Source organism: Anabaena sp. CCY 9402-a, assembly GCF_963920945.1.
Classification (GTDB): domain Bacteria; phylum Cyanobacteriota; class Cyanobacteriia; order Cyanobacteriales; family Nostocaceae; genus Trichormus; species Trichormus minutissimus.
The window spans coordinates 1-9,602 of the sequence record NZ_CAWUDL010000129.1; the positions used below are offsets into that span (position 1 = coordinate 1).

The following is a 9,602-nucleotide window of genomic DNA, read 5'->3' on the forward strand; positions in this document are numbered from 1 at the left end:
CCTAAATTATATTGTATATTAATTTGTGTAATTAATTTTGTTTGATTACTTATCACTGGTGGATTGAACGGTTTGAGTGGTGTTGGTGGTGGACGTGGTGGACGCAGTGGCTTAGACGCTGGAAGTGGTACCGGGGAACCTGGTAAAGATGGTGATTCTGGAAAGTTTGGTCAAGGTGGTGGCGGCGGTGGCGGTGGCGGTCAAGCAAGCACCACACTTCGTTCTGGAGGATCGGGAGGAACAGGAGGAAGAGGTGGTTTTGGTGGTGGTGGCGGTGGCGGCGGCGGCGGCGGCGGCGGTGCTGCAAACTTTAATACCCAACGTTCAAGAGGCTTTGGAGGGGATGCTGGTGTTGGTGGTAGCTATGGAGGAAGTGGAGGAACAGGAGAAGGAGGAGGCAACACTCGCTCTGGTGGCATCGGCGGAATTGGTGGCGGTGGTGCTGGCTTAGGAGGTGGCATTTTTGTCAACTCAGGAGCCACTTTAGTTCTACTCAACAACAGTTCCCAAAACATTTTCGTAGCGAATTCCGCTATGGGAGGATCTGGAGCTAATGATGGACAGGGATTAGGGGATGATTTCTTTGTTCGCAATGGTGGTCAGGTTTATGCCTTAAATCCAGGAGCGATCGCCTATGACTACTACTTTGATGGAAAATCCTCTCCTACCAGTAATAATAATATTCAAAGCTTGCCCACACTAAATGTAGTTAAGACATCTGATACCAAGGAATATAGCAATTTTCTAGGTACGTTCAGTGATCCAGGTGTGTTCAGTTTCAATCTGAACAAAGCCACACCTGTGCCGTTGACAATTAACTATAGTATTGCTGGAACGGCAACCCAGGGTACAGATTACAACACATTAGGAACTGTAACCATCCCCAAAGGTGAATCCAGTGCTACCCTCGACGTTACTATGATTGATGACTCAATCTATGAGGGCAATGAAACCGTTGTTTTGACTCTAAATTCAGGAGTTTACAACATCAACAATAATCAAAAGACTGCCACTGTCGCGATCGCTGATAATGAACCAGTGGTTAGCGTGGTTGCGGGAAGTAATCCTAGAGAGGATGGGGCAGTTGGTACGTTTATCATAAACTTGACCGAGCCTGCTCCGGCTAACTTCAGAGTATATTATACTGTCGGCGGTACTGCGACTAGTGATATTGATTACAATACGCTTCAAGGAAATATTTTAGTTATCAAAGGGTCAAAGACTGCAACGATAAATGTCACTCCGAAAAATGATTTTCTTTATGACCCCGATGAAACCATCCAGATCACAATCACTTCTCAGGAGTATTACGGAATTGACTCAACCAAAAACAGTGCAACCCTAACAATTCAAGACAACGATATCTTACCTGTTGCCAGTATAGAGAAAATTTCTGATGCCTTTGAAGAAGATGAAGTTGTAGGTCAGTTCAAAGTCAAATTAGCTACTCCCGCCCTAGAAGGTGATGCAACCATTAACTATCAAGTAAGTGGAACTGCAACAGAAGGAACAGATTTTAATGGCATTACTCGCAGCATTACAATTCCAAAAGGTCAGTCCGAAGCAGTAATTGACATCAACCCAATTGATGACGCAATTTATGAGCCGCTTGGTGAAAATGTCATAATCACTCTGCAAGAGCCAACCGCCAACTCCCCACAACATACTGGCGGTAGGAGTTACACATTAGTCGGCTCTGCTCAAACCAATGCAACCCTAGACATTGAAGATAACGAAATCATCCCTGTTGCCAGCATTACCGCAGATCCTGGACAACCCAGCGAAACTGGACCAACCGAAGGAAGATTTACCATCACCTTAGCTAGTCCAGCATTAGATGGAGGAACTACTATTCCTTACACTGTCAGTGGTAGTGCTACTGCGGGGTTAGATTATCAACTGTTGAGTGGTAGTATTATTGTTCCCCAGGGACAAACCAGTGCTGATCTCACCATAAATCCCATAGATGAAAACATCTACGACCCAGATGAGACTGTGGTTGTTACTCTCAATCCTCCGCAAACAGGCAGCTTATATACCCTGGATGTCACTAAAACAACAGCCACTCTGGTCATCCAAGATAACGAGGTTTTCCCTGTAGCTAAAGTTACAAAAGTGCAGGATGCCAGCGAGGACGGAGTTGTAGGTCAGTTTCAAATCCAATTGGATGCCCCTGCGCCTTCCGGTGGTGCAACTATCAACTATACACTTAGCGGCAGCACCACATCTGGAAACGACTATCAGGCTACCTCTGGAAAAGTGGTGATAGCAGAGGGAAACAAAAATGCCCTGATTGTGATTAACCCCATTAACGATGCCGTTGCAGAAGGTTCTGAGACGGTTATTGTTACCTTAAGTGAAGGAGAAGGTTATACCCTCGATACTAACCAATTTAGTTCTAATCTAACCCTGTTGGACAATGACCAACCTGGAGCAACTATCTCACCAACCCAAGGAATCACAACTGAAGCAGGGGGTGAGACTCAATTTGAGGTGGTGCTGACCAGTGAACCGACAGGAGATGTGAGCATTACGTTAGATGGTCTTGACACTACTGAAGGTAGTTTGAACCAATCAAGCTTGATTTTCAATCCTAGTAACTGGAATACTCCCCAGACTGTGACAGTAACTGGGGTTAACGATGCGGAAGTCGATAGTAACCAGACTTATAACCTCAACCTCAATGCCAATAGTTTAGATGCTAACTATAACAACCTCAACCTCGGCACATTTGAGGTAACAAATATTGATGATGATGGCTATGGAGTTTTAGTAATTCCTAGCGGAAATAGCACCCAAACGACCGAAGGGGGCAGTCCTGATACCTATGAACTAGCGTTGACCAAAACCCCCACGGGACTGGTTCAGGTGCTGATTCAGGCTGATGACCAACTACTCATTAGTTTAGATAATACTACCTACGCTACCGAACTCATACTGTCTCATACCGACACCACTGCCCAAACCATCTATGTAAAAGCAGTAGATGATACTCAGGTAGAAGGCAATCATTTTGGTCGCATTACCCACTCTATTCTCAATTCAGCAGATTCTAACTATTCTGTTAATACAAATATTCCCAATCTTGATGTCAGTATTACTGATAATGACTTACCCACTCTGAGTATCGTCAGCACCGATTCAGCGAGTGAAGAGAGTTTGGTGGTGGGGGCGTTCAACCTAGTCTTAAGTGACCCTGCTCCCAACGGTGGCATCACGGTGAACTACAGTATTAATAATAGTAGTACCTCGACTTCGGGTACTGATTATATAGCCTTGAGCGGGACAGCCTTTATTCCGGCGGGTGAGACAGGAACATCTGTACAGGTATTTCCCATTCAAGATCCAATTACTGAGCTTGGTGGTGAAACTGTAGAGCTTACCTTGGAAGCAGGTGCTGGTTATAACTTGAGCAGTGCTAATCAAGGGACAGTCACGATTTACGATGATGACATTTCTGGCGTGCGGATCAACGAGACAGGCAATCGTACTTTAGTGAATGAAGGCGGTACGGGCGATATCTATACCGTAGTATTAACTAGCCAACCTGTTTCTGATGTAACTATAAATATAAACCCCAGCACTGGTCTTCAAACTAACGAAACCACATTAACTTTTACTCCAGATACTTGGCAGACTCCGCAACAAGTAATTGTCTCAGCAATTAATGATAACCGAGTTGAAGGAGACCGTTCTGGTAGTATTAACCATACAGTCACCACTCAAGAGGCTAACTATACCAGTATTGTCCCGCGTGCTGTGAATGTGCAAGTTGTAGAAGATGATGTGGCGGGGGTGCGTTTCCTAGAGACGGGAAATATTACCGAAGTCAACGAGAACGGGATTACTGATACCTACTCAGTAGTGTTGACTAGCCAACCTGATTCTGATGTAACGATTACCGTTAATGCTGATCCTCAACTACAATCTATTGCACCGCTCACCTTTACCTCAGATAATTGGAATGTAGCCCAGACTGTCAGCGTCGCAGTTAAAGATGATTTTATTGCACAGGGCGATCGCACAACAAGTATTAGCCACACCCTTAGCAGTAGTGACACTCAGTACAACAATTTAACAGTTGGCGCGATCGCAGTCAATGTTAAGGATAATGACCAAGTTGGGGTGCAAATTATTCAAACTGATGGCACTACAGTAGTAGAGGAAACAGGAAAACTGGATGCTTTTGCAGTACAGCTAACCAGCCAGCCAACAGCAGATGTCACGATTAATTTAGGCACAAGTGAAGATTGGGAAACGGATCAAACTAGCCTTACCTTTACCGCAGAGAACTGGAATACTCCGCAAACAGTAATTGTGGAAGCGATTGAAGATGCAGTGACTGAACCCCGTGAAACGATTCCCCTGACCCTCAGCCTCAGCAGCACAGATCAAGTTTACAATCAGCTTACCATTCCCTCGGTGCCAGTAGAAGTAATAGATGTGAGCGATCGCGTGCTGGGTGAAGGAGAGATGACCGTCATCAGTGATAATCTCAATGAGATTCTGGATAACTTAGATCAGCAACTGCAAGAACAACTTAAAACTTTAGACATCCCAATTATTGGCGGCATTTCCGATGATATAGCCAGTAACCTCATGCCGTTTAAGCTTGCTCTGACAGAGAAAATAAAAGATGCGGGTAAACAGACGGGTGGGGTCAAAGTGGATGATTTTATCACCTTCATCAGAGAAGGTCTTACATCTGCTCTCGCCAACACGCCTCTAAAGCCAAAAGTGAGTGGCGGTATTGCGGCAAAAAATGGATTGGGTTTTAAACTTTTAATTTCCTTATCCTACCCCGTCTGGGAAGCAGACTTAAAAACTGATCTCGGTAGTGACAGTTTTGGATTGGAAATTAAGGGTAAAGCCGAATTAGCAGCAACTGCTACCTTATCTTTAGGCTTCGGATTCAAACCAAATTCTCCTGAATCTCTGTCGCGCATCAAAGATTCAGGTGCTTCATTAAATCCTGTTTTCGACACAGTAAAAGCGAATAGTCAGGAGGTTAACCCGAATAGCACTGACCCAATTCTTAGTTTTCTGTCAGGTGAGCAGGTAAACGGAGACTTCTTTATAGACACTGATGCAACTTCCTTCACAGTTGATTTTGGAATATCCCTACCCGGATTCCAAGCTGATGGCTTTTTGGGACCATTAACAGCAACTTTCAGAGATAACGATAGTAGTTCCAGCACAAAAACCAAAGCTGGCTTGACTGTGAAAGTTGGTTTAAAAGATGCTGATATTGGGGTTGGTTATAAGTTTTTAGATGCGAACAAAAATGGCAAATTGGATGTTAATGAAGTAGTAACAGGGAAAAACTTTCTTGGTAGTGCTAAAGCTGTCAAGTTACCAGTTATACCTGAATTTGACCTAAATGGCAACGGTAAGTACGACCCTGAAGAAGGTACAGAAATTGTTTTCACACAAACCAGTGAGATTCGCTACGATGCAGAGAATCTTAGTAAAAACAAGACTAGCCCAAGTTTGTATCAAGAACCGACGCTATTTCCTAGCCCATCTGTTCGCTGGTTTGATGTCAATGATAGTGGTATTGACGAGGGTTTTGAACCTAAAGGCGGATTATTACCGGATGGAACTTTTGATTTAGCCTATGAAGCCCGGTTTGACAGTAATCTTAATGGCTACTACGACCGAGATGATCGCTATGAAAATCGAGGTACGTTATATACTTATGTGCCAGACTATGCGCTCCAGTTTGATCAGGACAAGACTAATGGTTTCCGTTTTCTCGATGCCAATGATGATGGAATATGGAACTATGTAGATTTCAACCAAAATGGACAAGAAGATCCAGGAGAAAAAGAACCTGGAACTACATCCTTTGGTCAAACATTTGATTTACCGATTGAGGATAACTTTGACCTTAATCAAGATGGTAAATATAGCGAGTCTGATGGTGAAGGGAGAATATATACACTTTGGGCAGTTAAAGCTAAACCAGCAATTCTCTTTGCAGACAACAATAATGATGGCTTATTTACCCCACTAACTGAACAAAAAGTTTGGACAGTTACTGATGATGGCATTGTCGAAACAGTAGAGTTTACTGCCGGCGAGCCTTTTGTAAATGCCCTAAATGATGGTACATTCCCGGTTATTCCAGCTTTAGATAAGAATGGTAACGGTCGATATGATAGCGGAGACGGAAAATTAGTTGTCCTCAGAGATGACAGCAGTCGGCTTAGTTACACAGAGTTTGGTAATAATCAATCACTAGATGGTTCTACCCTTAAACTTTTAGGAGACCAGTTTGTAGCTAGTGCGTCTGTTTCAGCGAATTTAGGACTTAAAGCCCAAGTCGGTTTGGATAACTTAGGTCAAGGATTACCTAATTTAGCAACAGAAATAGCAGTCAACTATACTCCGTTTCTGTATGAGTATAAAAACCGTGAAGGCAAAATTGTCAACGACCCCACTAAACCTGCCCTAACTGCCTCGCTTGAGAATATTCGTTTAGATTTGGGTTCATGGTTAGGAAAACAAGTACAACCTTTTGCAGAACAAGCGGACAAATACATCGCACCTTTTCGACCAGTTATAAATGCGTTAAGCAGTGAAGTAAAACTAATTTCCAGTTTGGGATTAACCCCTGCTTTTGACATCAATAAAGACGGGAAAGTAACCGTTCTAGAACTAGCAGGCAGTATCGGAAAAATACTGAGTCCTGATAAGGCTAAAAACATTGATGAAGCGATTCAGTCGGCTGACAACTGGCTATCTTATATTAACAAAATCGCTACCTACATTAACATTCTCTCCGAATTTAAAGCTGAACAGGATTCAGGGATTATTATTAATTTTGGCAGCGTTACTTATCCAGAATCACCTGATCTTAATGCAGGGAATCTCACGACTCAACAAGTAATTGACCAGTTAACCACCCAAAATACAACAGCAACTGCCAAACAAAAAGGATTAATCGACAAAGCGAAAACTGTCCTCAATGACAGCATTATCTCTCCCCTAATTTTCTCCAATATTCCAGGTCTTATTCAAGGCGAAGACGTTCCACTTCTGGGGCTACAGCTTCCACCTTTTATCCTTGACTTTAGTGTGGAAAGAACTTTCCCGATTTGGGGACCAATTTCAGGAATTTTGCAAGGAAACTTTAATGCTCAGTTAAATCTCGCTTTTGGCTTTGATACGAGTGGCATCAATAAACTAGCCCGTAAAATTAAAGCCGACACCTTTGATACTATTGATTCTCTATTACCTTTAGATGGAATCTACATCAGCGATCGCACAAATGTTGATGGCACAGGAGAAGATCGACCGGAAGTAACACTTAATGCGACAATTGCTGCTGGTGTTGGAGTTGATGTATTAGTCGCATCTGGTTATCTTACAGGTGGGATTAAAGGCATTGCCAACATTGACTTGATTGATGTCGGTGAAACCATTGGCAAGAGTGATGGACGCGTTCACATTTCTGAGATTGTCCAACAATCCAAAAATGGGGGACTGTGGAATGTGTTCCGCTTGTACGGTGCCATCAATGCCTTCCTCGCAGCTCAATTTAAAGTTGTGGGAGCGACAGTTTACCAAGCAAATCTAGCTACGTTCCCATTATTTACCTTTGATTTAGGTCCTACAGGTATTAAAACTGGCAGTGTATTTGATGGCTATCTTGCTGGAGGACAGGTATTTTTTGATGCTAACTTCAACGGGCAGTGGGATTTAGGAGAACCCTTCAGCTATACCAACGCTGACGGTTCTTATCAACTTGATATTCCCCTAACATTGTTCGACATCAACCAGAATGGTCAAATTGATTCCACTGAAGGGCAAATCATCGTCATCGAAGGAATTGACACTTCTACCAATCTACTACAGACAGTCCCTCTAAAAACAACCGCAGACGCAACTGTTGCCACTCCGTTCACGACCTTGGTAGCGGAACTGTCCGAACTTGACCTCCAATCAGCCGAAACTCAACTGCAAAATGGGTTAGGTTTAGCTGCTATTGATGTTGATTTAATTAATTTCAATCCCTTCACTGCCCTAGCCCAAACAGAAGATGCAGCCCTACAAAATCGGGGAGTACAGGTTCTAGCAGCGAGAGTGCAACTGCAAAACTTCCTCATTCGCGGCACTGATTTGATTCTCAATAGCCAAGCTGAAACTGGCACTCTTACAGAAATTTCTATTGCTAATATTCTCATGGATGCAGTCGTGATGGCGATCGCCAATGGAACTTTTGCACTCGATCAAGTCATTGATATTGAGAGTTTACTGACTTACGCCATTACCGTATTGCAGTCAGCCGCCCCTGGACTCGCCGTTCCTGAATCCGACCTGAACGAATTTTTAAGCCAGATAGCTCTGAACAGTCAAATCATCACAACTCTCTTAGCTGATGGGACAATGACCCTGACTGAGATAGCTGACCAAATCGCCAACGTCGTAGTGCCGTTAATAGATTCCACGACAACGGCGGCGGCACTGGAACCGTTCTTTGTGGAGTTGTTCGAGCGTCTTACCACTAAACTGGCTCGGTCAGAACGGACACCTAATGCCGCTAGTAGCCTAGTTAAGGATGCTTTTGGGCTATCCGCCGCAATTGACCTCAGTAATTACAATGCTCTTGTAGCAGCTGAACAAGGAGATCCTGATGCAGTAGAGATATTTGCTAAACAAGTCCAGCTACAGAGCTTATTCGTCCAACTCAGTGAACTTTTACAAGGTACGGATTCTACCCAGTCAGCGTTAACAGCAGCAGACAAAGTGATTGAGGAGGTGGCTGATTACTTGGTAGCGCAACCTGTGAAGGGACTAGAAGATTTGACAAAAGAAACTACTTTGCAAGAAATAATTGCAAAAGCCGTTCCTTTAGTTTCAACAGAGGTCGGAACTAAGGTGGCGGAGGTTATTGCTGCCAGCAATGCCCAAATCCAAACTATTGTGGCAGACCAAGGAATAGAAGTAAATGAGAAGTTGACCAAAATTGCCCAAGTGCAATATGTGGCGCAAAACCTTATTTCCCAAGACCTGAAAGAAGTTGGTGCAGGAAGCAAAGATGCAGACACAGTTGTCGCAATCTACACAGGAACTAGTCTTGATGAGCAGATTAACCAAGCTGCGGAGCAAGTCAATAATCCAGTCCTACGTGCCAATATCGACAATGATGCTCCCTTAGTTGAGGCGGATTTCTTTACCATCAATCAAGATACTCCAGTGACAATAGATGTGTTGGCTAATGATATTGACCCCAATGGCGACTCCTTACAGATTACTCTGCTTACTTCTCCTGATGGGCTTACAGGCAGTATCACTCTGAATGAAGACCAGACTATTAACTACACACCACAAGCTAACTTTTTTGGTACAGAAAGCTTCTACTATGTCGTTTCTGATGGTAAAGGTGGAATCAACAATGCTCAGGTAACGTTGGTTGTTACTCCAGTTAATAATGCACCAACATTAGAAAATCAAATTGCAGACCAAACCGTAATAGAAGAAACAAGCTTTACCTTTAGCATCCCAGAAAATACTTTCTTAGATGTGGATGCAAGAGATATTCTTAGGACTTACGCATTGACAGAATAACAAAATAGTGAATTGATGAATATAGGTCG

1 protein-coding gene is annotated in these 9,602 nt (G+C 43.4%); it reads left to right on the forward strand.

Features of this window, described 5'->3' with window-relative positions:
* Positions 1–63: 63 nt before the first annotated feature.
* On the forward strand, positions 64–9,573 hold the full coding sequence (locus ACM0OR_RS26945) for a Calx-beta domain-containing protein (protein WP_414579479.1): 9,510 nt from the start codon (positions 64–66) through the stop codon (positions 9,571–9,573).
* Positions 9,574–9,602 lie beyond the last annotated feature (29 nt).